The sequence below is a fragment of the Pseudomonas sp. TE6283 genome, from assembly GCF_054060555.1.
Map to the genome: position 1 here is coordinate 171178 of NZ_JBSSDH010000001.1, position 19436 is coordinate 190613.

At 60.2% G+C, this 19436-nt stretch carries 32 protein-coding genes; 7 read left to right on the forward strand and 25 right to left on the reverse strand.

Features of this window, described 5'->3' with window-relative positions; genetic code table 11:
• Window positions 1-55 precede the first annotated feature (55 nt).
• Window positions 56-301 (forward strand): hypothetical protein, encoded by a 246-nt coding sequence (locus tag ACVWZ5_RS00830; RefSeq protein WP_457340306.1) that lies wholly within the window; start codon window positions 56-58, stop codon window positions 299-301.
• A 1075-nt stretch (window positions 302-1376) separates the two neighbouring features.
• Here the strand turns inward: ACVWZ5_RS00830 and ACVWZ5_RS00835 are convergent.
• Together ACVWZ5_RS00835 and ACVWZ5_RS00840 are read right to left on the reverse strand one after the other, a co-directional pair.
• On the reverse strand, window positions 1377-1742 hold the full coding sequence (locus ACVWZ5_RS00835; protein WP_457340307.1) for a hypothetical protein: 366 nt from the start codon (window positions 1740-1742) through the stop codon (window positions 1377-1379).
• A complete protein-coding gene (locus ACVWZ5_RS00840; protein ID WP_457340308.1) occupies window positions 1739-2158 on the reverse strand; it encodes a hypothetical protein in 420 nt (139 codons plus the stop codon). Before ACVWZ5_RS00840 ends, ACVWZ5_RS00835 begins: the two co-directional genes overlap by 4 nt.
• 200 nt (window positions 2159-2358) lie before the next feature.
• On the opposite strand from ACVWZ5_RS00840, the gene ACVWZ5_RS00845 reads away from it, so the two are divergent.
• Window positions 2359-2610, forward strand: a complete 252-nt coding sequence (locus ACVWZ5_RS00845) for a hypothetical protein (protein ID WP_457340309.1) — start codon at window positions 2359-2361, stop codon at window positions 2608-2610.
• 140 nt (window positions 2611-2750) lie between these two features.
• Here ACVWZ5_RS00845 and ACVWZ5_RS00850 read toward each other — a convergent pair whose 3' ends face one another.
• From ACVWZ5_RS00850 to ACVWZ5_RS00875, 6 genes are all read right to left on the reverse strand, one after another.
• The gene (locus ACVWZ5_RS00850; RefSeq protein WP_457340310.1) at window positions 2751-3002 is read right to left on the reverse strand and encodes a DUF1799 domain-containing protein; all 252 of its coding nucleotides are present in this window, start codon (window positions 3000-3002) and stop codon (window positions 2751-2753) included.
• A 62-nt stretch (window positions 3003-3064) separates the two neighbouring features.
• Window positions 3065-3448: a phage tail assembly chaperone gene (locus ACVWZ5_RS00855; protein WP_160290738.1), complete on the reverse strand. Its 384-nt coding sequence runs from the start codon at window positions 3446-3448 to the stop codon at window positions 3065-3067.
• Window positions 3449-3457: 9 nt separating this feature from the next.
• Window positions 3458-4111, reverse strand: coding sequence for a phage tail protein (locus tag ACVWZ5_RS00860; protein WP_457340311.1), 654 nt, complete (start codon window positions 4109-4111; stop codon window positions 3458-3460).
• A 36-nt stretch (window positions 4112-4147) separates the two neighbouring features.
• The gene (locus tag ACVWZ5_RS00865) at window positions 4148-4576 is read right to left on the reverse strand and encodes a phage tail terminator-like protein (protein WP_457340312.1); all 429 of its coding nucleotides are present in this window, start codon (window positions 4574-4576) and stop codon (window positions 4148-4150) included.
• Entirely contained in the window at window positions 4573-5247 is a 675-nt protein-coding gene (locus tag ACVWZ5_RS00870; RefSeq protein ID WP_457340313.1) for a hypothetical protein, read from the reverse strand. The genes ACVWZ5_RS00865 and ACVWZ5_RS00870 overlap by 4 nt, the downstream gene beginning before the upstream one ends.
• 1 nt (window position 5248) lies before the next feature.
• Window positions 5249-5641 (reverse strand): hypothetical protein, encoded by a 393-nt coding sequence (locus ACVWZ5_RS00875; protein ID WP_457340314.1) that lies wholly within the window; start codon window positions 5639-5641, stop codon window positions 5249-5251.
• A 40-nt stretch (window positions 5642-5681) separates the two neighbouring features.
• On the opposite strand from ACVWZ5_RS00875, the gene ACVWZ5_RS00880 reads away from it, so the two are divergent.
• On the forward strand, window positions 5682-5906 hold the full coding sequence (locus ACVWZ5_RS00880) for a hypothetical protein (protein WP_457340315.1): 225 nt from the start codon (window positions 5682-5684) through the stop codon (window positions 5904-5906).
• 6 nt (window positions 5907-5912) lie between these two features.
• Here the strand turns inward: ACVWZ5_RS00880 and ACVWZ5_RS00885 are convergent, their stop codons facing one another.
• From ACVWZ5_RS00885 to ACVWZ5_RS00930, 10 genes are all read right to left on the reverse strand, one after another.
• Window positions 5913-6290 carry a hypothetical protein gene (locus ACVWZ5_RS00885; RefSeq protein ID WP_457340316.1) on the reverse strand — a complete coding sequence of 126 codons (378 nt, stop codon included), beginning with the start codon at window positions 6288-6290 and terminating at the stop codon, window positions 5913-5915.
• Between the two features lie 3 nt (window positions 6291-6293).
• Entirely contained in the window at window positions 6294-6734 is a 441-nt protein-coding gene (locus ACVWZ5_RS00890) for a HeH/LEM domain-containing protein (protein WP_457340317.1), read from the reverse strand.
• A gap of 47 nt (window positions 6735-6781) precedes the next feature.
• Complete coding sequence (locus tag ACVWZ5_RS00895) at window positions 6782-7759, reverse strand: major capsid protein (RefSeq protein ID WP_457340318.1); 978 nt, start codon at window positions 7757-7759, stop codon at window positions 6782-6784.
• A 3-nt stretch (window positions 7760-7762) separates the two neighbouring features.
• Complete coding sequence (locus ACVWZ5_RS00900) at window positions 7763-8536, reverse strand: hypothetical protein (RefSeq protein ID WP_457340319.1); 774 nt, start codon at window positions 8534-8536, stop codon at window positions 7763-7765.
• A gap of 69 nt (window positions 8537-8605) precedes the next feature.
• A complete protein-coding gene (locus tag ACVWZ5_RS00905; protein WP_186595600.1) occupies window positions 8606-9265 on the reverse strand; it encodes a hypothetical protein in 660 nt (219 codons plus the stop codon).
• Between the two features lie 49 nt (window positions 9266-9314).
• Window positions 9315-10409, reverse strand: a complete 1095-nt coding sequence (locus ACVWZ5_RS00910) for a minor capsid protein (protein WP_457340320.1) — start codon at window positions 10407-10409, stop codon at window positions 9315-9317.
• Entirely contained in the window at window positions 10336-11787 is a 1452-nt protein-coding gene (locus ACVWZ5_RS00915; protein ID WP_457340321.1) for a DUF4055 domain-containing protein, read from the reverse strand. The genes ACVWZ5_RS00910 and ACVWZ5_RS00915 overlap by 74 nt, the downstream gene beginning before the upstream one ends.
• The gene (locus ACVWZ5_RS00920) at window positions 11787-13115 is read right to left on the reverse strand and encodes a phage terminase large subunit family protein (protein ID WP_457340322.1); all 1329 of its coding nucleotides are present in this window, start codon (window positions 13113-13115) and stop codon (window positions 11787-11789) included. Before ACVWZ5_RS00920 ends, ACVWZ5_RS00915 begins: the two co-directional genes overlap by 1 nt.
• Window positions 13090-13566, reverse strand: coding sequence for a DUF2280 domain-containing protein (locus ACVWZ5_RS00925; RefSeq protein ID WP_457340323.1), 477 nt, complete (start codon window positions 13564-13566; stop codon window positions 13090-13092). The genes ACVWZ5_RS00920 and ACVWZ5_RS00925 overlap by 26 nt, the downstream gene beginning before the upstream one ends.
• A 32-nt stretch (window positions 13567-13598) precedes the next feature.
• The gene (locus ACVWZ5_RS00930) at window positions 13599-14195 is read right to left on the reverse strand and encodes a putative metallopeptidase (protein WP_457340324.1); all 597 of its coding nucleotides are present in this window, start codon (window positions 14193-14195) and stop codon (window positions 13599-13601) included.
• An 85-nt stretch (window positions 14196-14280) separates the two neighbouring features.
• Here ACVWZ5_RS00930 and ACVWZ5_RS00935 point away from each other — a divergent pair, with 85 nt between their 5' ends.
• Both ACVWZ5_RS00935 and ACVWZ5_RS00940 read left to right on the forward strand, forming a co-directional pair.
• Window positions 14281-14496: a hypothetical protein gene (locus tag ACVWZ5_RS00935; protein WP_457340325.1), complete on the forward strand. Its 216-nt coding sequence runs from the start codon at window positions 14281-14283 to the stop codon at window positions 14494-14496.
• A 103-nt stretch (window positions 14497-14599) separates the two neighbouring features.
• The gene (locus tag ACVWZ5_RS00940; protein ID WP_457340326.1) at window positions 14600-15154 is read left to right on the forward strand and encodes a hypothetical protein; all 555 of its coding nucleotides are present in this window, start codon (window positions 14600-14602) and stop codon (window positions 15152-15154) included.
• 13 nt (window positions 15155-15167) lie between these two features.
• Here ACVWZ5_RS00940 and ACVWZ5_RS00945 read toward each other — a convergent pair whose 3' ends face one another.
• On the reverse strand, window positions 15168-15485 hold the full coding sequence (locus ACVWZ5_RS00945) for a hypothetical protein (protein WP_457340327.1): 318 nt from the start codon (window positions 15483-15485) through the stop codon (window positions 15168-15170).
• On the reverse strand, window positions 15485-15856 hold the full coding sequence (locus tag ACVWZ5_RS00950; protein ID WP_457340328.1) for a chemotaxis protein: 372 nt from the start codon (window positions 15854-15856) through the stop codon (window positions 15485-15487). The genes ACVWZ5_RS00945 and ACVWZ5_RS00950 overlap by 1 nt, the downstream gene beginning before the upstream one ends.
• Before the next feature lie 103 nt (window positions 15857-15959).
• Here ACVWZ5_RS00950 and ACVWZ5_RS00955 point away from each other — a divergent pair, with 103 nt between their 5' ends.
• Entirely contained in the window at window positions 15960-16139 is a 180-nt protein-coding gene (locus tag ACVWZ5_RS00955) for a type II toxin-antitoxin system HicA family toxin (protein ID WP_457340329.1), read from the forward strand.
• A 49-nt stretch (window positions 16140-16188) separates the two neighbouring features.
• A complete protein-coding gene (locus ACVWZ5_RS00960; RefSeq protein ID WP_457340330.1) occupies window positions 16189-16905 on the forward strand; it encodes a type II toxin-antitoxin system HicB family antitoxin in 717 nt (238 codons plus the stop codon).
• A 139-nt stretch (window positions 16906-17044) separates the two neighbouring features.
• On the opposite strand, the gene ACVWZ5_RS00965 is transcribed toward ACVWZ5_RS00960, so the two are convergent.
• The 5 genes from ACVWZ5_RS00965 to ACVWZ5_RS00985 are packed head-to-tail and all read right to left on the reverse strand — an operon-like array spanning window position 17045 to window position 19235.
• A complete protein-coding gene (locus ACVWZ5_RS00965) occupies window positions 17045-17368 on the reverse strand; it encodes a hypothetical protein (RefSeq protein WP_457340331.1) in 324 nt (107 codons plus the stop codon).
• Window positions 17358-18047 (reverse strand): hypothetical protein, encoded by a 690-nt coding sequence (locus tag ACVWZ5_RS00970; protein ID WP_457340332.1) that lies wholly within the window; start codon window positions 18045-18047, stop codon window positions 17358-17360. The genes ACVWZ5_RS00965 and ACVWZ5_RS00970 overlap by 11 nt, the downstream gene beginning before the upstream one ends.
• Entirely contained in the window at window positions 18044-18166 is a 123-nt protein-coding gene (locus ACVWZ5_RS00975; RefSeq protein ID WP_457340333.1) for a hypothetical protein, read from the reverse strand. The genes ACVWZ5_RS00970 and ACVWZ5_RS00975 overlap by 4 nt, the downstream gene beginning before the upstream one ends.
• Entirely contained in the window at window positions 18163-18768 is a 606-nt protein-coding gene (locus ACVWZ5_RS00980) for a recombination protein NinG (protein WP_457340334.1), read from the reverse strand. Before ACVWZ5_RS00980 ends, ACVWZ5_RS00975 begins: the two co-directional genes overlap by 4 nt.
• Window positions 18765-19235 (reverse strand): hypothetical protein, encoded by a 471-nt coding sequence (locus ACVWZ5_RS00985; RefSeq protein WP_457340335.1) that lies wholly within the window; start codon window positions 19233-19235, stop codon window positions 18765-18767. Before ACVWZ5_RS00985 ends, ACVWZ5_RS00980 begins: the two co-directional genes overlap by 4 nt.
• Window positions 19236-19436: the final 201 nt, after the last annotated feature.

Sequence of the window (19436 nt, forward strand, 5' to 3'; positions counted from 1 at the left end):
TAGAATGGGGCTTTGTGCATACACGGCCAGCCCTGAGGCCATCATTGAGCCCTACATGACTGAGTCCGCCATCATCTTTAAATGCCTCGGCCACACCAAGCGGGATGACGGCAAGGTCGAGAGCTACACCATCGAGGTAACCGACACTTGGAGTGAGCGAGCGGAGGTGATCATTGTCGGGACCAGGGACCTCGCCTCAGCCCGAGGCATGGCGCAGATCCTCCAAGGTCGGAACATCTTCTACCGCGCAACACAGCTAGAACACGACCAGAAGCTGCGCGGGATTTTCGAGCAGCAATGAAGCCCGGCCAAGCGCCGGGCTTTCGCATCCCAAAGGACTATCGGATGGCTATCACCGAAATCGGCTGAATGGCCCATGCTGGCCGCAAGTTCTTCGACCTGTATGTGGCGAACATGTGTTCGTCGGACGCTTACCAAGTACCCGCTAAGGGGTAGTGTTTAATACGGCACTCATGGGGATGGCCATCGCCTTTACACGTCCCATCCAGATATCGGTAGTTGATGTGCATCAACTGGCCCTTTTGGGGCCACTGCCTGCGTGGGAGCGTGCTTTGGTAATCAGCAGTTTCCGGTACGAATATGATAGTCGCCCCCTTTTCCGGGCATTCTGCAGTGGTCGATGCCTGGCTCACCTTCACGACCTGGGCCTGTAGCTTTGGATAGGGAAGCTTCAACACATCAGTGATATGTAGCTCCATACGGCAAATCTGCCACTTCGATGCTTGTACTGGCTGGCACATTACGAAGAAGGAAAAGGCAAATAGGGCGCAGCGAATTGCACGGTAGTCCATTATTGGCCTGCCTTGAATATTGATATCGGAGGCATTATCAGACGTGGACTCACCAAATCATAGGGCGATCCTGTCTCGCGCGCATTCAGCCAAGTAGATGCACGCCCAAGCCATGAAAAGTGACTTCACCGAACGCTTACGGTTGATACGCTCGCCCGGCGCGACCTTGAAGCTTTTCCGTAACCGCAACGCCATGACCGACTCCTTGCGGAAGGCGAAGCGCCATCATGAGCTAATGACGCAGGATTGAATAGCCATGTCAACCCAGCAAGCTATCCTTACCCCTCCAAACCACTCATACGAAGGGTTCGGAGATGCCTGAGAATGAGATCCGGCGATTCATGGAGGCGCTGGAGCACTGGGCCGCGATGCTCGACGACTTGCGCGCCAGGGAGCGTGCCGAGGCCATAGCCTGGGCTGAGGAGCTGGAGAAGGCGCATCTCACGCGGGCATTTCACGCCAGTGACTTGGGTAGGCATCACGCCTGGAAGCGCCGGAGCCAGGGGTGAGCCCAGATGCAAAAAGCCCAGCGCGGGGCTGGGCCAGTTAAGCCAAAATCTAAAGTCACACCACAGGCGACTTATGAGACCACTTACCTATTTCCAATAGAACAGCTGTATTTTCACTGCCATCACCCCATATCGGCTTCTTCAGTTTCCAGTAATAAAAATGGACTTTTTTCCCAGATTCCAAGGTTTTCTTGCGAGGACTTCCATCCTTACTGTACAGAGCAACAATATCTCCAGCCTTAAGCTCGACATCAGGCAGCCAATATGCGGATTTACTCCCAGATATTGGATTACCTGTATTACCGCGCCTAGAGCGCAGAACGACATAGTTCCCAATATCGACGTCTTCCTTGGCGATGAGTATAAGCCTTTCTTTTTCGAGGTTACCGGACTCTATAAAATTCCCGATTTCGAGCCTCATACCTTTTTCCTCTTTGAAGAATAGCTTCCTCCGACTAAGCCTAGACCCGTGACACATGCCAATATAGTTAAAGACACGTTACCCCATGCGGTAGGAATGTATCCAAGAATTAAACATCCAACCCCGAGCATGGTTGACTGCATTGTATCCAGAGACGCGACTCGTTCTATAGTCGCTTTAGCTACAGCCAATTCCCTCTTAACATCGTAACACTCATCCCTTACCCGTTCTAAAACTAGAACCTTCTCTTCTGCGACATCAAGCCTATCTAAAATCATTTTCTGAACTCCAGAGTGTGACATTTCGTCATCGCTCAGAATTCTCTCAATTCTTGATAAGGCCCTTTTCTCATTGGCACCTTCATTTTTAACTAATATCGCGTCGCTATCATCGGACGCGGAGTCAAGCTCTGCCATAGTCCTTTACACCGTTCTCTGCGCCTACTGAATAAACTGAAAGCTTTACACTTTACCGGCTGAGACGAGCGGCTCCTAGCTGTATGGAAAGCCAGTACGTGGCTTGGACCGGGGCATAGTAGCGTTGTGCCTCCCAACGAACCGCCCCGGTCCGTTGCGGGAAAGCCCATGGACTGGGGCAATGTAACTAGGAGGTTACCTTGGCAATTGACCCGAACGAACTCAGCCGCCACGATGCGTTTGGCCTTGGACTAGTACGAACCGTTCAAGCCCTTGCTGCCGTTGTTTACCGCGATGCCCCTGAGCGGGAGAAGCTGGTTAAGCAGTTGGAAATCTACCTAAACAGCAACTCGACGGGCTTTGAAGGGCCATTGCTTGGTTACTACAAAGCTCCGATCGAAGGAGCCCTGAAGGTGATCAACGAGATAAAGGCAGCACAACCGAAGGAATAAGCTCGCTGATCGATGCTATGTCCGTGAGCCACTGAAGAACGTCGCGCTCGTCAATGGATTCATTCGTCGGCGCTTGCGCGACTTCTTGCAATTCATGCGTCATATACATTTCCTGCGGCCTGGCCGCGTCAGTCGTTGCCCTACTCCGCCGCTTCAGCCATCACGGCCAGAGCTTCGTGTTCCATGATGCGGAGATCGGGGAAAATTTCGGTGAGTTCTCGGCGCTTGATTCCGAGCATCGACGCGACTGCGGGGATGGCTGTGTAGTCCAAACCCGAAGGTCCGCCCTGCCCCAGGCGCCACTGTGTGCCCAGTGCCTCGAATACTCGGATGACCGGCCAAGCATCTAGCCAAACCTCCACCTCTTCCTCGGGGAGGTCGGCCAGGGTCAAGCCAATGGCCGCCAGCTGCTCGGCGGACGGGCCGCGCTCGTACAGTGCCCGCGCCGCCGCCCTCAGTTTCCCAAGCGGGCCGGGTTGTAGGCCGCCTGGTAGGCATCGGTCACTGCCTTCGGCGCGCCGGTGCAGGTGCGCACGAGTTCGACGATCGCCTCCTGGCTGAACTCGTCCTCCAGATCCCAGCCGGTGATGATCTCGCCCAGCTGCTCGGCCTGCAGGGTGATTTCACCAGCGGTGACTTCCTCCCAGCTCGCACCATCCTTCTGGGCCTTTTCTGCCCAGGTGTCGCGCGCTTTGTTCCAGCGGTCGAACATCCCGGCCAGTGTCACACGGTCCATGTACCGGAACTGGAACTCAACCGGCACCGGCTCGCCGCCGATGCGCGGAACCTGCACAACCGCGGTGAACGTTGGGTTCTGGGCAATCTTGATCTTCGCCATGACGGATCCTTAAGCGCTGTAGCGGGTCGGTCGGCCGGACAGGCCTACGGAGATGGTGCGGGTCATCAGCTGGTTCCGCTCCATGGTCGGCGTGCTGGTGATGCTGACGTAGCCAGGCATCAGGATCTGCCCGCCGCCCGGAAGCTTCAGGCGGATCACCGTCAGCTCCTTGGAGTCGTCGTACCCCTCGACCACCGGCACGTACAGCGCTGTTGGCTGGTCCTCGACCGTCACCGACACGCTGATCGGGTTGCGGTTGGTGGGGAACTGCAGATCGTCGTCGTTCTCGAGGTAACCGACCGTGAGGAACTGCTGCTCGCCGCCAGAGACCGTGAAGCCTGTCACTTTCGAGATCTGCGTCCAGCCCGACACCGGTACGACCGAGCCAACGCCGGCACCTGCGGTGTACCGGTCGGTGTTGGTGGTATCCAGGCCCGCCAGCGAGAACGCGTCGGTGGTGACGTTGGCAGCCTTGGCTGTGCGGTCGTTGATGAGAGCCCAGCCGGAGCTGATCAGCAGGATGTCATCGGCATCAATGGTGTGGCCTGCCGCGCTCGCCACCGGTGGCTTGGCATTGGTCAGGGCAGTGAAAGGCACGGCGGTGCCCAGGGTGCTGGCAATCTCCAGCACAGAACCGTTGGGCAGCGGGATGCGTGCGGCCATGTGTGTTTCCTCTTGGTAGCCCGCCGGGCGGCGGTGTTATGCCCCAGCGGGCGGTTGGTCCGCGATGCCGCGGTAGGTGAAGCTGGCCGGGACTGTGTAAGTCGACGGCTCGGGGATGGTGGGGCCCTGTTCTACCGGCTCGACGACCAGGCCTTCGAAGCCGTTGCGACTCAGCTCGCTGTCGACACGGAAGACACTGGTGAGCTCATCAATCACGGCCTCAGCAGTCGCCAGCGCCTGGCCTGCCGGGCAGGTGATGCTGACCTGGTAGATGCCGGTGTACTCGTAGGCCTCACCGCCCAAGTAGCGGCAGGTGGCGCTGGCCGGGAGCAGAAAGGCGCGCAGGTAGGTTTCGTCGGGGCCTGGCTCGAAAGTCTGCTCGAAATTCGCGACCCGGATCGGGCGCGCCGCGGCCCAGGCCATCAGCTTGATTTCGATGGCCTGGCGGGCTCGTGCATGGCTCATAAGCTGTTGTTCCTGATGGCCTCGTCGACTATGCGTTGGAAGTTGGCCAGGGTAACCCTGACCATGCCGGCCGGGGCCTGGGTTGAGTGGCCGTACTCCAGCGGCACTGCGTACGCCAGGTTGTTCACGATGTAGGCCGTCTGGCCGATGGTCAGCGCCTGCACCTGCGTGATGAGCGCGGTCATGGCTTCGCTGCCCGACGGGTCGATGCGGTCGAGTTCCTCGGTGGCCGGCGAATCAATGGAGAACTGCCAGTTCCCACGGAATCGCCCGCCTACGTAGCCTTGGCCGGCTACAATGCCATTGGTGGCGTAGTTCTGCTCCCGCTCCGTCTTCGTCAGAGGCTTGGCGTACTTCACGCCCTTGCGCAGCTTGCCTGCCTTGGTGAAGTTGCCCTGGTTCAGGTTGATCAGGGTGTTGCGTACCGCGACCTTGAAGTCGTATTCATCGGCTGCCCTAGTGGCCTTGGCCCGGTGCGCTACGTTGGCCGCCCACAATTCCGGATTGCCGACCGGCGACATGCGAATAACGCTGCTACCGATCTCGATCACGATCTCGCGGAAGGTAGCGTCCAGGGCTTGCTCAGCCTGCTCGGCGAACGCCCGTATGGCCTCGGCGAATCCTCCCTGCTGCCCGCCGTACCGCTGGGCCATGTGTGAGCCTCGCGCCATGTCACCTCCTCAGCTGAATGGTCCAGGTCGCCTGGGCCGGGTCCTCGGAAACGTTGAGCACGCGATAGCTGCTCACCTGGTCGCCGATCTTGGGCAGCGCCGGGACATCGGTTACAGCGCCTGCCTGGCGCTCGAACAATTCGTTCTGCAGCACCAGCAGCTTCACGTCCTCGGTTTGGATGCGTGTGCCGTCGATCTCCTTGGCCAGATAGCTGCCGAACACGCCGCGACCGGAGTAGTGGAGAGTCGAGGCTGGAACCGTTCCGCCGATCTCGGGGTCGTAACCACCCTTCACCGTGCGGGAGCCAGCCACAAGCTTCACTGCATCGGCCAAGCCATCCGGGTCGTCGAACGCTTCCGCCAGTTCCGCCTGGATTTCTTCTCGCATGCCCATTCAAATAAACTCCTGCCCAACCTCTTGACAGAGATCGGACATGACAAAAAAAGCTGAATGCGAAATGGCGATACGCCAACTTGCTCACACCTGGGCGGGAACGAAGGAGCAGCCGCCAGGCTGGCATCCGAGTTTCGGAGAGTTCAAAGACTGGCTTCGGGCCCAAGGTTATGGGCACTACCTAGAGTTCAAGAGCGTGATGCCCGCGAACGATGTAGCTGAGCAGTGGTTTGATCAGGAGCTGAAACAGGCCTGGCGAAACTGAAGGCAGTTACACCCGTTTCAGCATCACGGTGCCAGAGCGCCGGATCCACGGGGCGATGAGGTCGAGGGCGAAGTTCTCTCCAGCTGAGCGGTCGACGGAACCCGCGACATAGGTCTTGCTGGTCGAGGTGCCGGCCTGGGCCGACACGGTCTTGCTCTGCACCTCGCGCTGGGTGTCCTTGTACAACTTGCCAGCCGCTGCCAGCTTGGCCACCTGCGCGCCGGCGCTCACGATGGCGCCCGGCACCGGATCTGGCACCGCCCGCTTGATCTTGGCCGTGAGCCAGGCATTGGCCATGGCAACAGCAAGGACCGCATCACCGTCGCCTGCCCAGCCCTGCCCGAGTGCCTGGTCGACATCAGTGACGGTGATGAAGTCGGTCATAGCTTATTCCTTCGACGGGATGAGAGCCTGCAGATCGGGCTTGTTGAGGGCTGGGTCGAAGGTGATGCCCTGAGCCGTCAGCCAGGCCTTCAGTTGCGGGACCTTCATCTTGTGCGGGTCGGTCTCATCGTCGCTACCGCCCTCGTCCTCGATCGCCTTGTCGATCTCTGCCTGGCTGCTGACCGGGGCGTAGCCGTTCGGCGGGTAGGCCGACGCCTTATAGCCCTGCTCCAGCCACTGGGCGATAGTCGGGCCGTCCAGGCGCAGACCTTCCTCGATCTCGCTCACACTGATGCCCTGGCGCTGATACGCCTCGCCGATGTGCGGAGCATCGCCCTGCACGGACACCGAGGTGGCGCCGTCGATCACGCCGAAAAACTGGTCCAGACGGCGATAGCAGGTGCCGCGCTCGTTGCCTGGGGTGTTGGTATAGATGACTTTCATGCTGATCTCCTGCGCAGGGCGCCAGACCGGCGCCCTGCATCATGGGCTCAAGGGGTGGCGGTGCCGCTAATGACCGCGGCGAACGGAACCTGCTTGCGGTCAAAAACGCGCTTCCAGTTCGCTGCTGTAGCGTACTGGGCAGCGGTCGGGCTGAGGTTGCGGTTCTCGCTGCCCTGCCAGCTGAAGCCAGCCGGCTGCAGGATGTAAGTCTTGCGCTCCCAAAGAACCTCGGCGCCACCACCGTTGCCGCCATCAGCCTTGCGCTGCATCTCGACAGGCATGTGCGGGTCGCCCTCGCCGTAGCCGAAGGCGCCTTGGCCGAAGAACAACGAGAGGTACTGGCCCGGGGCGTAGGTCAGTGCGTCATCCATGAACACCGGCTTACCCAGGTACGTGGCCAGGATGATCTTGCCCTGCGAGTCGCGCAGGTACTCGATCATGTCCTGCTTCACCATCTGGTTCATGACGACCGAGTGCACGCCGATGGCGGCGAACATGTCGGCTGCGTCACCAGCGGTAAAGGCGGCGTCTTGGAAGGCATTGGCGCTGATCGAGGCGCCCGAGTCCTTGACCATGTCGCCGCCGTTCTGGGCGATGTTGGCGGCGATGATGCCGCGGCCGGCGCCCATCAGGTAGCGCTGCCACTGGCGGGTCCAGTACGTGCCGAAGCGGTTGCGGATGTGCTGCATCGGCTCGGAGTTGGCCAGTTCAGCGGTCAGGTCGGAGACGCCGTAACCCTTGTTGAGGTACAGGGTTCGGGCTCGCATGCTGCCCTGTTCGGCTTTGCCTACAGCGCCGAGGTCGTCGGGGTCATCGTTGGAGATGTTCGGCGCCTCGTCGGCATCGAGATCCTGCCAGTAGCTGATCTCGGAAGTGCCTTGACCGTTCTTGGCGATGTTGTCCAGGGTGGCAGAGCGGGTGATGATGCCCGACTCGTAAACGGCGGTCTTCTCTGGAGAATTCACTGGCTCCAGAGTGCCGTAGTAGTCGGCGACGAAGATGTCCGACAGTTGGGTAGATGCCATGGGTTAGGTTCCTCGGGTGGCTTGGAGTTTTTTGAATGCGTCGGGGTTGTCACGAGCCATCGCAGCACGCTCGGTCTCGGTGTACTCGCCCCACTTCTTCGTGGCCTTGCCACCGTTGTCGCCGGTCTGCCCGGCACCCTGAGCCCTTGGCCACAGGTGGGTAGCGGTTTCGCGCAGCGATTCCGCCCATTCGAGAGGAGACAGCGGGGTCTTGCCGTCCTTCCCGTACACGACTTCGCCGGCACGGTCGGTAGCAATGGGCTCGCCGTCTTCGCTCAGTTTGAAGGTGCCACGGGCGCGGAGGATGATGTCCTCGGCGGCTTCGGGCAGCGCGCCGGCCTTGATGGCAGCAGCGCGGATTGAATCAGCCAGCACCTTGTCGCTGTACTTGGCTGCGAAGGCTTCGGCCTTGTCCGCACGCTCGTTGGCGGCCTTGACCTGCTTGTCCAGGTCAGTGCGCAGGCGCTCGGTGCGGCGGCTGATGACTTCGTCCAGCTTGCCCTCAGCGATCAGCTTGGTCTCTTCGTCCTGGCCGGCCTTGGCCAGCAGACCCTTGACTGCTTCGATGTCCAGGCCGTCGAACTGACCTTTCAGCTTGTCCAGTTCGGCTTTGATGGTCTTGTTGGAGCCGATCAGCTCGGCGTTTTTGGACTTAAGGCCCGAGACCTCACCGTCCAAGAATTTCTGTACCTCGCCGCCCAGCACTGCTTTCAGCGCGGTGGTTTGAGTTTCGTCGAGGGTGAGGCCGTGTGCGGCCGGGTCGAAGTCGAAAGGCATTTGGCTATCCCCTTGGGATTCATTGGCCCGCCTGGCAGGCATAAAAAAACCCGCCGAAGCGGGTTGGTTCTAGATGTAGTTGTCGTATCTATTTAACAGAATGTTGTCCATTTGACGGAGACTCAAACGTCTTCCCAACTCGGCTTCGAAAACATCCTTGGCGTCGAGATAAATGCGCACGTACTCAGGGTAGTTTTTCGCGGATCTGGAGGTGGTGAACGCAAAGACCCATTCCTCTTCCTCCGCCACCCACTTCAACGCAGTGCGTGCTCGAGAATCCATCATTGGAAAGTGATTAGGCCTGTGGAAGTGAAGGTACTTCGAGGCGAAGCTACTGCAATCTCTCCCTGTGTAACCAGTAATCGCAGTGCAGAGAAAAGCGTGCGCCTTATGTACGTCAGTCGCGCTCGAACGCGAAATGGCTTCCCCTTGGGGAATGAAGCCAAGCAGCTCTTCTACGCCTGACTTGGAAATAGCATCTGCCAATCCGTTGAAGAAGTCTGCAGACGACAAACGCTCGCCTTTTATGGTTCGGCGCTCAGCGGAAGCGGCTAGGCTCCTACCAATGATCAGCGCCTTAGATGCAATCTGGTCTCGGTCAGTATTGCTGGGGTTATCGCTCACGAATCGATACAGCATACGATTTGCAGGGATGAATATTCCGCACCCTTCGTCCGTACCAATAAAACTGTCGGTCAAGTATTTCCTAGATCTAGTTGCAGTCAGCATGCGCTTCTCCTTGCGGGGGAGTCATACGATACCGTAGCTGCGTGCTTGATCAATCCAAACCAGCTCGCTCAAACGCCAAAGGCTCCAGCCCCTTAAGCTGGTCCAGTGTCAGTGGCTTGAAATTCTTGTCCAGCTGCAGCGAGGCGAAGCGCTCAGCAGTCAGGCCACCGTCGCGGAACAGCTTGCCGCGTACCGGCCCCAGCGCAGCGTCCTGGAAGGCCGCTGGCTGCGTTTTGAGCCACTGGTAGTAGCTGAGGCTTGCAGAGACCTGCCCGCCACCGCCTGCGCCGACAGCCGCCCTCGTAGCTCCTTGCCCGAACAGCGCCGACAACCTAGTGATTGGCGTAATAGTCGTCCGGCAGTGGATATGAAACGGCGGCACCGGCCCCTTGCCCATTTCATACTCACGACCATCGAGGCTCCGACACTGCACGCTGGTCTTCCGGTCCAGGGTGGCGACGATCCGATATCCAGGCACCACCTCGGTATTCGCCCTGAGCGTTTCCATGCGCGCTGTGGTGGACACATGCTGGACTGCGGTCTGAACGACTGCCCGAGCACTCCGGTTCGTGACCGCCAGTACTCCGTCTGTGAAGTTCTGCGCCGCGGTGCCGCGCACGGCCTGGGTGATCTCGGCGTTGGTCTGGCCCTGCACGACACCCATCCGGATGGCGTTGGTGACCCTGTCAGCTTCGGTTCGGGTCCATCCGCTCAGGAACGGCTTGAGCAGCTTGCCGCCATCCACCCCGGCCACCTGCAGGGGCTGAGTGTTGATCGCCGCCCGGATCAGGGGATCCGCTGGCATCACCGCGTCGATCAGCAGCGCCTTCGCCAGGCTGCGCCCCTCGAATGCGGCTTCGTACTGCGCGATGTCAACCAGGTCGGACTGCATCCGGTCGCTGAAGGCCTTGTAGATCTCCAGCAGCTTGCCGCCCACCCGCCCCAAAAACTCCTCAAGCCGGCTTCGGCCGTAGGTGGTCAGCTCCTTGCGGGTGAGCTGGTCGCGGATGTGGGTGTCAGCGCGGCGCAGGTAGGTCTCGAACTTCTTGACCTCGCCAGCCTTGAGCCGCTCAAGCAGTACCGAGTGGCGGCTGACCTGCTCCAGCAGCTTCTCGTCCGCCGTTTGCTCCGGTTTCGTCGCCATCATCTTTGTCCAAGTTGACGCCGCCGGCGCCGTGGTCATCGGCGATAAGTTCGGCCTCTTCGTCGTAGGGGTGCTCGGGAAGCTTCCCGGTGGTGAGGTACTGCCAGTAGGTCTCGGCACTGATGGTGCCGGCCATGACACTCTTCTGCAGCTCGGCCAACACCTGGGCGTTGACCTCTGGAATCAAGAACTCCGGCTTGACCGTGAAGACGACATCGTCCGGATCGTAGCCAGTCCACTCTGCGGCGTACCGCAAGGCCTGCTCGATGGCCTCAGCCGCAGTGATGACGATGCTGTGCAGGGTGGCATGCTGGTCGTTCTGCCGGGTCTTGCGGGCCTCGCCCGATTCCGTACCGGACACGTCCATGACCTTGGCGCCCGCCTCGAGGGCCGAGCTCTTCTGGTCTGCCATCGCCGTGCGAACAGCTTCGATTCCGGCACCCTGGAACTCCAGATAGCCGCATTGCCCCTTCGGCCCGAGATCCCAGGCTGCGGAAGGACCGGTTACACTGAGCTCCACGCTCTCGTCCAGGCCGGAGACCCACGGCTGCGGGTGGCTGGTCTGGTGCAGCGCGGTGAAGTAGTCGGCGCTCAGCTGGTAGGACTTCAGCGCGGCTCTGGCCATGGTCAGCAACGGGATCTCGTCCACATCAGGCGAGTTGTCAGTGGAACCGCAGTAGATGACGGGGATGTAGCCCAGGCCGCGCACCAGGTTGTTGCTGCCGTCGACAGTGCCCAGGGGGCGGTCGTCCTCGATCAGCTCGCCAGCCTCGTTGCGCACGCCTGTGCGGCAGACCAGGCCGTCCATATAGAACTCGCGGTACACCGTTTCGCACTCGTGGCTGTAGCGATCCTGCTCCTTACGCCGAAATTCGCGGAACACCGCCAGCACCAGGTCCTGACGACCACCTTGATCGGCGGTGTCCCAGTTAATGGCGTTGCGCACCGCGTAGGTGGCGAAGTACGGCTGGCCGGCATCATCGATGTTGACCACCAGCGGCACCCGGCCGTGGGAAATGGCCTGGCGCACGATCCGCAGGAACAACTGAGTCAGGCCGAAGCCATCAGCCGTGGCGTTGTCCTCCAAGCCCTTCAAGCCTGCGGGCAGCTTCACCTCGGGGATCAGCCGCGAAACCAGGCCCATCATCGACCGCAGAGAATCCCGCACCCAGTGTTCGTACTGGGCCCGGTCAGTGTAGTTACGGTAGAGGTACGCATTGCCCTGGCCGTCGAGCTTTTCAGCTTCGACCATGCCGCTGGGCTTGGGCAGGTTGCGCGGACTGCGCTTGATAGCGCCCTCGCCCTCCAGTGCGTCGTCCATCATCCGCCACTCTTCGATGTGAGCGTCGTAGTCTGGATTGGTGGATTGAACAGGCATTACGCCAAACCTCCAATGCGGCGGGTGCCGGCGGACTGAGTCTTGATCGGGAACCGCTTGGCGATGAAGTAGCCGGCGGCGTCGTTCATGTGGTCGTGCCCCTTCTTGGGGTCCTTGTCCGGCTCACCTTTGTCTGTGTAGGTCTGCCGTTCCAGACACTGAGTCAGCTGCGGGCACTGGTCGATGTTGACCTTCAGGCGCCGCTCCCCGTAGGTGTTGAGGAACATGGAATTGACCGCGTTGATCCGGTCCTTCACGCCGGGGTTCTGTGAGTCGACCACGACGGTGAAGCCGGCCTTCTTGAGCAGGGAAAGGTCCGACTCGCTGGCGTTCTTGCTGCTGGTGTTTTGCCCGCTGGCGTCTGGGTACACGGAGACGCTGTGGCCGGAGAAACGAACCTTGATCTTCTCAATCATCTCTGGCGTATCCCGCACCGAGTGAAACTCATCCAGTGCCAGCGGCAGGCCGTCCCGGACCACGTACACCACCGCGGCCATTTTCATGACGTTGAAGTCCATGCCAATGTGCACGGCCTCGCCCGGCTTGATGCGCTCGCTGGTACGGCACTCGACTCGGTCGAAGGTGTAGTACACCACCCCGGCGTAGTTCTCGAACCCGGCCTCGTATTCTTGGCGGAACGTGCGCGGGTCCATCTTGCGGCGGGCCGCGTCCAGCTCATCGGCCGGGACGTTGCCGCCCTGCAGAGAGGTGTACTGCCAGCTCTTGTGATCGGGCTCCCCGCCAGGCTGCCCGTCGCGGTACGTGTCGTAGCAGTGATTGAAGCCCTTCGGCGTTCCGATGCGCAGCGCATGACCGCCCTTTCTCGACTCCCCGGTCTGGGGGATCGTGTACTGACAGGTCGAGAGCATTGGCCTGAGCACTTCCTCCCAAGCTGCCCACGGGCAGTCCGCCCACTCGTCCACCAGAACGAAGAATAGGCCGGAGCCCCGCAGGTTGTCGTAGTTGTCCAGGCCGACCACGCGCATGATGTGGCCGGACTTGAGGGTGATCGAGCACTCAGTCTCGTTCGGCCTGGCCGCGCGCCACGCTTCAGGGATGGCCTGCTTCAGCCGGCGCCAAAAGACCCGCTTGGCCTGCTTGAACGTCGGCGCGCCATACCAGATCTCGTCCTCGACGCTCACGCCCCACTCCGCAGCCAGACGTGCAGCACGACGCATCTCTGCCTTCCCTAGGAAGGTCTTGCCGAACCGCCTCCCGCATACTGCATCTCGGAAGCGTGCCTCAGGCTGGAAGCCCCAGACATAGATGTTCGCCTGCTTGGGCGTCAGCTTTACCGGCGCCTCATAGGTACGGGGTAGTCGGGACATTCTCGTCTGGCTCCAGCTTGTACTCAGCAACGGCGTGCTGCTGGTCCGCCTGGGAGCCCAGGGGCTTGTCGGGTTCGATCTTGCGATTGACGTACATGTCGCCGCATTCCTTGGCGGCTTGCTCGTACAGCTGGGCGGTCAGCGCCAGGTTGCGCATGTTCTCGGCCTTCTCGGCCATTCGCCCAAGGCCGCGCAGCCGGTACGCCCGATTCGCGATTGGGATGTCAGCCGTCTCGTTGCGGAAGCGCTCCCGACACAGGTTGAACAGGTCCACCCACTTCTGCCCGAGCTTCTGCCCGGCGTACTTGGTCGGGTCGTGCGACTCGCACTGCTGCCGGCTGATCTCGATGCCGAATTCCTTCTTGACCGCCTCGGCTACCTGGGACGGCGTGTCGAAACAGGCCAGGGCCTGCACGATGTAGGCTTTGACCTCGCTTCGTAGTGCTGCCATATGGTTGCCATCCGTCAAACCCCGTCAGGGAATCAGGCCAACTTGAGCAGACAGGTTCCGCAGGCCCTCGAAATGTTAATCTTGGCCACCTCAGGCGGCCGGCTTGCAGCGTCGATCAGCTGCTGTACATCGTTGCTGGCACCGTAGCGCCTCACCACACCGACAAACTCTTCGACGTCATGGCCGCGCAGGTAGAGCTTAGGCAGCCCGTCCTGGGTGAACTTGGGTGCGCCGTACTCATCAGTCGCCTGGGCGATGTGGTAAAGCTCGTGCTCAACCAGGGCGCAGAACTCGGCGTCGGTGCATTGAGCACAGTAGTCGGCAGCCAGAGTGATGAGGTAGGCCGGCTCCTCGCCGAACCACTGCCGCATCTGCTGCTCTTGCCGGGCCTTCTGCCATCCACCAGCGCGGAACATCAGCTGCTCAGCCTGGCCGAGAACTACCCGCCCCTGCTTGGCGAACCCAGTCGATGCCCACAGCACGCCGATGTTGGCGTCAATCAGGTGAGAATGCTCTGGATTATGAATGCTGCCGGTTTCGGCGAAGATCTCGCTCTGGACCCAATCCCAGACACCGGTTGCCGGGCGCAAAGTGAGCCACAGCGATTCGAGCAGATCGGCCGGAGGCATTGGTCTGCTCATGTGCCCCCTGAGTCTTGATATAGTGGCGAGTTGCCGGTATTGATAGGGATCCAATCAAAGCATGGAGAGCAGTATGTCGGACCTGTTCAAGAACCTTAACCGCTCCGGTATGTCTGGAGTCGGCCCTAGACTCAGCATTCGTGAAGCAGCAGTAGGCGCTGCGCTTGTGCTCATCAATTCGAAGGTCGCCAACACCCCGGATAAAGCACTTGCACTGAAGGAGGAGATGGAGCGCCTCTCGCTGTACGCAGATCAGATTCAAGCGGCTCTGCAGATCGCAGCAGAGTGATCCTGCCGTGCCGCACTCACCTGCGGCACTCCCCAGCATTTTCCGATAACGATGCCCTCCAGCCCAGGAGGCGCATATTCACCATTCACAGACGAATTAACTGATGAGAAGAGCACCTCCCCAGTCGGGAGCTAAACCACGCACTCTTTTACGCTTTGCCGCGACCTTTGGTGCGGGCCTTGTCGCAGCTTTGCCGTTGCTGAACCTTCTCGGTGTAGGAGCGGAAAAGCTCGTCGGCCTGGGTAAGATCCAATCCACCGTTGAGCTACAAGCGACTCTGATCAAAGACCTTCAGGCCGAGAAAAAGATACTGTCTGAAAAAACTGACCAGCTTAAAACGCATTCCCACGAGCTTGAGCTGAAGGTGATTAAGTCAGAGGCCGATCTGACTCTCGCTAACCTGCAACTCGCTCAAGCTAACCGTATGCTTGATGACTACAAGGCTCTTAACACCCAGCTGGACCGAAGAGCTAAGTCTTCTGATCCCTGCCTATCAATTCAGCGAGTAATAGCCGACTTTGAGAAGCAGTTAGCTGTGGACCCGCCTTGGAGTCATGCGCTCCGAGGACCTCGCCGCGACGAAACAATTGCGCAGTTGCAAGCTCACCAGCAATCTCTCAGAACATGCTTATCCCATAATGTGCAACCAACGGGCTGAGAGTGAATGTAGGCTACGGCGTCGCTCGATTAAGGACCTCATCAGCCTTGTCTGCTGCCTGGGTTGCGGTGGTCGCTGCCCTCGACGCCTTGGTCGCGGCGTTCTCGGCCTTCCGGGTCAGCTCATCCAGGCGCTTGTCGCGCTCGGCCATGGCGGCATCATAGGCGGCCCGGATCTCGGCCACCTGGTTGGCCTGGGTCGTGGCCATCGACCAGAAGGCCGACTGCCATCCCAGGACCGCCCCGCCGGTGACCAGCAGCGCAGCGATGATCCAGACCTCTGCCCGGCGCCACCAGCGGCGGGCGATGAATTCAAGTGCGCATCTGTCCATCAGGAAGCACCTCCCAGCTTTCCGCGCAGGCGGGCGAGCTCATCGCTCTGCGCAGCTACGCGCTCATTGAGCTGGCCGACCTGGCTGGTCAGCGCTTCAATCTTGCCCTCCAGGCGCCCTACCGTGGCCACCAGGTCGTTTCGCTCTTTGGCGAACTGATCGGCGCGGGCCTCGGCTTCTTTCCGGGCCTCGCGCTCGATGTCGAGCAGCTCATTCAGGCGCCGGACGACGCCGATGTCGGCAGTGTCCATCGCCCTATCGGTAGCGTCCCTGGACAGCCATTTGCGCAGCCAGAGAAAGCCGCCCAGCAAGACAGTGCCCGTTCCGCCCAGCCAGGTGGCTGTGCCTGGGCCGAAGTCGGTCGGGTCCATCCAGATTCTCCAGGTGAATCTCAAGCGAGAAGCACCACAAAAATGTTGTAAGCACCACATTTGTGTTGTATTCTTGATTCATCCAGACAACAGAGATGAGGTGATGAAGTTCAGCGGGTTCAGACGATGGTTGAAGGCCCAAGGGGTGACCTTCGAAGCAGGCAAAGGAAGCCACTTCAAGATCACCGCCCCGAACGGCAACAAGACTGTCTTCGCGGACCACGGTAGCAAGGAAATGCCCGAGCCGACCCGCAAGGCGATCATCAAGCAACTGGGGCTCTGAGAGCCCCCTTCGCCTGCGACCGCTGGACTATCACCCACCAGGAGTGACCATGTACGACTACGCAGTACGATTTGAGAAGGACGATAGCGCCCCTGGTTTGGCGGTGTTCTGCCGTGACCTGCCAGAAGTGAACAGCTTTGGTGATGACCGAGAGCACGCCATTCGCGAAGCTCTCGACGGGATTGAAACCGTCCTGTCGTTGTACGTTGAGCAGCGCCGTCAGATTCCTGAGGCGACGCCTGCCCAAGATGGTGAGCACGTTGTTCATCTGCCAGCTGTCACCGTGGCAAAGATCGCTCTGTGGAACGAGATGATGCGGCGCGGGATGAAGAAGGCTGAGTTATGCAGGCAACTTGGCGTATCCCAAACCACTGGAGACCGCCTGGTTGACTTCACCCACACATCGAAAATGGAACAACTGGAGAAAGCCTTGGACGCATTGAATTCCCCTGTTCGCGTTGCACCTGCTGACCCTGAGTGGATCAACCTGCCCTACGGCGGTGGTCAAGCAGGGTTCTACGCAGGCCGCCTGATTGATGAACTGCAGCAGCGCCCTGACCGTAAGATGCTTGTTGGGGCAGTTACTGGCGGGCTGAGCCAGGTCAAGGAAGAATCTCTCGATCACTTCCTGCGGACCCGGTACGCGAAAAACCCTGACACGATGCAAGCCGTGCGAGAGGTTATCGATGACTTGGTCGCAACTGGGAAATTCGAGCATGTTCAAAAACAACCAGGCGTCGCAGCCGGGTTCATTCGCCTGACCTAATAGGCAAAAGCCGCAGCCTCAAGGCAGGGCACTTTTGAGGCCCTCTTCAGGCAACAAAAAACCCGGCTTTTAAGGGCCGGGTTTCGTATTGAGGCAGCCGGACAAGTGGCTTAATGCTCTTCTGGGCCCCTGAAAAATTTCAGTCGGCCCCAATGGTTACTGCGGGCAGGTTGTTGACGTAGTAGGCCGTAGAAGCATTTGCTGCGAGATTTACACTTGCTTTAGTAATAGCCTTACCCATACGTTTTTCCCCTTCTTGTCCAAGTTGTTGTACTGCTTTAGGTGAATCAGTGAGCGCTTGCAGGAACCAGATAACCAACAGAACCACAAGGCCAACTACCATCAACAACCACCCGGGTGTGACATAACCGCATGCCAGTGCTCGGTCATCATTCCTCAACACACGCAAGAATGACAGGATGAACAAATAATGTTGCATCGTTGCACGGGTGTCAAGCGGCATCTGCCATCAAAATTCCTTCCTCCTCAAGGATCTTGCTAGACGCTGCCAGCGCCTCGGCCACCATTTCGTCTAGCACCTTCTCGATGGCCTTCTTCCAGCGCCAGTAGGTGGTGCGGTTGAGGCCTTGCCCGTCCCAGGTGTTGATGTCGTAGAACTCGGCCGGCAGCACGATCATGTCGGAGGACCGCTTCACGTACTGCTCGCGGCGTGCCTGGCCGGCATCCTCGGGCATCTCGCCACCCGCCAGGTGCTGCACCACGCCAGCTTGCAGCGAATCGAACTCTGCTCGCTCTCGAGCCGACCTGCTGGCCACCTCTCGGCCCGACTGAGCGTGCACGCCCTTTACCGGCGGAATGGCCCAGGCCGTCACCGCCTTGTACCGGAATAGGTTCGGCGCCTGGGAGGCAATCAGCGGAACCAGCTTGCCGATCGCCTCCACCTTCTTGGCCTTGTGGGTCGAGAACCTGGCCGTCAGCGCATTCCAGTGCCGCGGGATCAATTTTCGGTGCAGCCTCGCGTGCACCCAGCAGTCCACCAGCATCGCCGCATCCTTCCCGGTGATCTCGCCCTTGAGCTTGGACGCCTGGACCTTCGGCTCGAAGTCGCCACCACCTACACCGCTCACGGTATCCGCCGCCAGGGCGCGAACCACTGCTGCCAAAACGCTTTGGCACTTCATTGGCCGTTCTCCTTCTTCCGGCGATCCGCGATGAGCTGGCCGCGTGTGACGCACCAGGTGGAGCTGATGAACATGGCCAGCAGGAGCAGGCCGACGATTTGTTCGGTGGTCCAGGTCATGCTGCTGCCCTCTTGAGGTCACGGAGTTTCTGGCGGTATAGGGCCTTTATGGCCTGCAGGTCTTCGATGGTCAGGCGCTGGGGCTTATGAGGCCCTTCGAGCCATTCCACCCGGTCGGCGCCGATGCGCTTAACCAGGCGGATGCGGTACTCGACCGCGTTACCTGACAGGTTCCGGTTGCACTTCACGCACTGGCGGTGGACGTTCAGCGGCTCGAACCGCAGTTCCGGGCAGGCGCCCACTGACCGGTAATGCCCAGCATCCCAGCGGCTGCCGGTGATGAGGTCGTGATCGCTCGGCAACGAGTCGCAGCTGATGCACGGCAGGCCGGCGTCACGCTCGCGGATGTAAGCGTTGAACGCAGTTTGCGCCTCGGCCATGTGCTCGCGGCGGGTCTTCAGCTTCTCCCGGCGCTCCTGCAGCTCCTCGCGCTTCTGCTTGGTGATGGCCTTGGCCGCCATCTTCTGCGCCTTCGGCTCCTTGGCCATGGCCAGAGCACAGGCGACGCTGCAAACCTTCTGCGTGGTCATGGCCGGCCTGAAGTGCTTGCCGCAGCCTGGCGCTTTGCACTTCTTCGGTTTGATCTCCTTGGCCAGTGTCATGCTGCCTCCTCGCTAAGAAGGTCGCTGAACACCACGCCCTGCTGCGCGAACTCCGCCACGATGCGGTCGGTGTACTGGCAGCCCTGGGCCCGGTCGAACAGCCGGGTGACCGGGAAGCCATCCGGCCCGAACATGGCACACGGCCCCATCAGGCGAAGCTTCACCTCATACGGCAGGTGGATGAACGACTCCGCCCAGCCGGTGCGAAACTCCTCGCAGCCAGCGCGCATGATTGGCACGCCAAAGTGCAGCTTGCAGTACCGGCGCACGTCCTCGATGTCACCCATCTCGGTGCTCTTGGCGATGCGGTCGTACATGGCGAACCACAAGGCGTTCTGGTCCAGGGTGCGGTCTTTGCCCGGGCGCATGCTGACGACGACGAACTTCTTGTCGCGGAACAGGCGGGTGAGCCTGGTCACCGCTTCGGAGAGCTTGGCCTGGCTGTTGACGCTGATCTTCTCAGTCACGGTTCGCCTCCTTCACCCAGCGGCGCATCGAGAGTTCGCAGCCCATGGTCAGGCACACGCCATTTGCCATGCCGCGGTGCGTAGCCCTTCGACGACATCCGCAGTTACAGAGCCGGCGGATTCCGCTTGCAGGCTCGTAGTATCGAATTTGGCCCGGTAGTCCTCCGACCCGTCCCCAGCCGTCCGTGCCTCCGCGCATGG

What these genes read in the sequence shown, in the direction of transcription:
- ACVWZ5_RS00830 (WP_457340306.1), top strand. Translation starts at nt 56, where the DNA reads ATGACTGAGTCCGCCATCATCTTTAAATGCCTCGGCCACACCAAGCGG.
- ACVWZ5_RS00835 (WP_457340307.1), bottom strand. Translation starts at nt 1,742, where the DNA reads ATGAGGCTCGAAATCGGGAATTTTATAGAGTCCGGTAACCTCGAAAAA.
- ACVWZ5_RS00840 (WP_457340308.1), bottom strand. Translation starts at nt 2,158, where the DNA reads ATGGCAGAGCTTGACTCCGCGTCCGATGATAGCGACGCGATATTAGTT.
- ACVWZ5_RS00855 (WP_160290738.1), bottom strand. Translation starts at nt 3,448, where the DNA reads ATGGCGAAGATCAAGATTGCCCAGAACCCAACGTTCACCGCGGTTGTG.
- ACVWZ5_RS00860 (WP_457340311.1), bottom strand. Translation starts at nt 4,111, where the DNA reads ATGGCCGCACGCATCCCGCTGCCCAACGGTTCTGTGCTGGAGATTGCC.
- ACVWZ5_RS00865 (WP_457340312.1), bottom strand. Translation starts at nt 4,576, where the DNA reads ATGAGCCATGCACGAGCCCGCCAGGCCATCGAAATCAAGCTGATGGCC.
- ACVWZ5_RS00870 (WP_457340313.1), bottom strand. Translation starts at nt 5,247, where the DNA reads ATGGCGCGAGGCTCACACATGGCCCAGCGGTACGGCGGGCAGCAGGGA.
- ACVWZ5_RS00875 (WP_457340314.1), bottom strand. Translation starts at nt 5,641, where the DNA reads ATGGGCATGCGAGAAGAAATCCAGGCGGAACTGGCGGAAGCGTTCGAC.
- ACVWZ5_RS00880 (WP_457340315.1), top strand. Translation starts at nt 5,682, where the DNA reads ATGACAAAAAAAGCTGAATGCGAAATGGCGATACGCCAACTTGCTCAC.
- ACVWZ5_RS00885 (WP_457340316.1), bottom strand. Translation starts at nt 6,290, where the DNA reads ATGACCGACTTCATCACCGTCACTGATGTCGACCAGGCACTCGGGCAG.
- ACVWZ5_RS00890 (WP_457340317.1), bottom strand. Translation starts at nt 6,734, where the DNA reads ATGAAAGTCATCTATACCAACACCCCAGGCAACGAGCGCGGCACCTGC.
- ACVWZ5_RS00895 (WP_457340318.1), bottom strand. Translation starts at nt 7,759, where the DNA reads ATGGCATCTACCCAACTGTCGGACATCTTCGTCGCCGACTACTACGGC.
- ACVWZ5_RS00900 (WP_457340319.1), bottom strand. Translation starts at nt 8,536, where the DNA reads ATGCCTTTCGACTTCGACCCGGCCGCACACGGCCTCACCCTCGACGAA.
- ACVWZ5_RS00905 (WP_186595600.1), bottom strand. Translation starts at nt 9,265, where the DNA reads ATGCTGACTGCAACTAGATCTAGGAAATACTTGACCGACAGTTTTATT.
- ACVWZ5_RS00910 (WP_457340320.1), bottom strand. Translation starts at nt 10,409, where the DNA reads ATGGCGACGAAACCGGAGCAAACGGCGGACGAGAAGCTGCTGGAGCAG.
- ACVWZ5_RS00915 (WP_457340321.1), bottom strand. Translation starts at nt 11,787, where the DNA reads ATGCCTGTTCAATCCACCAATCCAGACTACGACGCTCACATCGAAGAG.
- ACVWZ5_RS00920 (WP_457340322.1), bottom strand. Translation starts at nt 13,115, where the DNA reads ATGTCCCGACTACCCCGTACCTATGAGGCGCCGGTAAAGCTGACGCCC.
- ACVWZ5_RS00925 (WP_457340323.1), bottom strand. Translation starts at nt 13,566, where the DNA reads ATGGCAGCACTACGAAGCGAGGTCAAAGCCTACATCGTGCAGGCCCTG.
- ACVWZ5_RS00930 (WP_457340324.1), bottom strand. Translation starts at nt 14,195, where the DNA reads ATGCCTCCGGCCGATCTGCTCGAATCGCTGTGGCTCACTTTGCGCCCG.
- ACVWZ5_RS00935 (WP_457340325.1), top strand. Translation starts at nt 14,281, where the DNA reads ATGTCGGACCTGTTCAAGAACCTTAACCGCTCCGGTATGTCTGGAGTC.
- ACVWZ5_RS00940 (WP_457340326.1), top strand. Translation starts at nt 14,600, where the DNA reads ATGAGAAGAGCACCTCCCCAGTCGGGAGCTAAACCACGCACTCTTTTA.
- ACVWZ5_RS00945 (WP_457340327.1), bottom strand. Translation starts at nt 15,485, where the DNA reads ATGGACAGATGCGCACTTGAATTCATCGCCCGCCGCTGGTGGCGCCGG.
- ACVWZ5_RS00950 (WP_457340328.1), bottom strand. Translation starts at nt 15,856, where the DNA reads ATGGACCCGACCGACTTCGGCCCAGGCACAGCCACCTGGCTGGGCGGA.
- ACVWZ5_RS00955 (WP_457340329.1), top strand. Translation starts at nt 15,960, where the DNA reads ATGAAGTTCAGCGGGTTCAGACGATGGTTGAAGGCCCAAGGGGTGACC.
- ACVWZ5_RS00960 (WP_457340330.1), top strand. Translation starts at nt 16,189, where the DNA reads ATGTACGACTACGCAGTACGATTTGAGAAGGACGATAGCGCCCCTGGT.
- ACVWZ5_RS00965 (WP_457340331.1), bottom strand. Translation starts at nt 17,368, where the DNA reads ATGCCGCTTGACACCCGTGCAACGATGCAACATTATTTGTTCATCCTG.
- ACVWZ5_RS00970 (WP_457340332.1), bottom strand. Translation starts at nt 18,047, where the DNA reads ATGAAGTGCCAAAGCGTTTTGGCAGCAGTGGTTCGCGCCCTGGCGGCG.
- ACVWZ5_RS00975 (WP_457340333.1), bottom strand. Translation starts at nt 18,166, where the DNA reads ATGACCTGGACCACCGAACAAATCGTCGGCCTGCTCCTGCTGGCCATG.
- ACVWZ5_RS00980 (WP_457340334.1), bottom strand. Translation starts at nt 18,768, where the DNA reads ATGACACTGGCCAAGGAGATCAAACCGAAGAAGTGCAAAGCGCCAGGC.